The sequence below is a fragment of the Pseudoneobacillus rhizolycopersici genome (genome assembly GCF_054786815.1).
Map to the genome: position 1 here is coordinate 1 of NZ_JBTOOE010000195.1, position 247 is coordinate 247.

Sequence of the window (247 nt, forward strand, 5' to 3'; positions counted from 1 at the left end):
TTTCTCCGCGCCCGCTCGAGACAATTCTTGATGTTTTTTAAACTCTTTTTCAAAATCTTCGCGCGTCAGATTTTCAGCCATGTCGCCTCCAACTTCTTTAATGACTTCATAAGGCAGGCCAAAACTCTGATAAAGATTGAAAGCGGTTTTCAAATCAATGGTTTTCATTTTTTTTATTTTATTCAAACCGGCCCGAAGAGTTCCGCTGAATTTTGCCCGCTCATCAATAAAAACATCGTTAACAATT

At 38.5% G+C, this 247-nt stretch carries 1 protein-coding gene; it reads right to left on the reverse strand.

The annotated features are described in order from the left end of the window. Positions 1 to 247 (reverse strand): alanine--tRNA ligase-related protein (locus ACX9YW_RS23400; protein ID WP_460351177.1); only part of this gene is annotated, 247 nt, incomplete at both ends.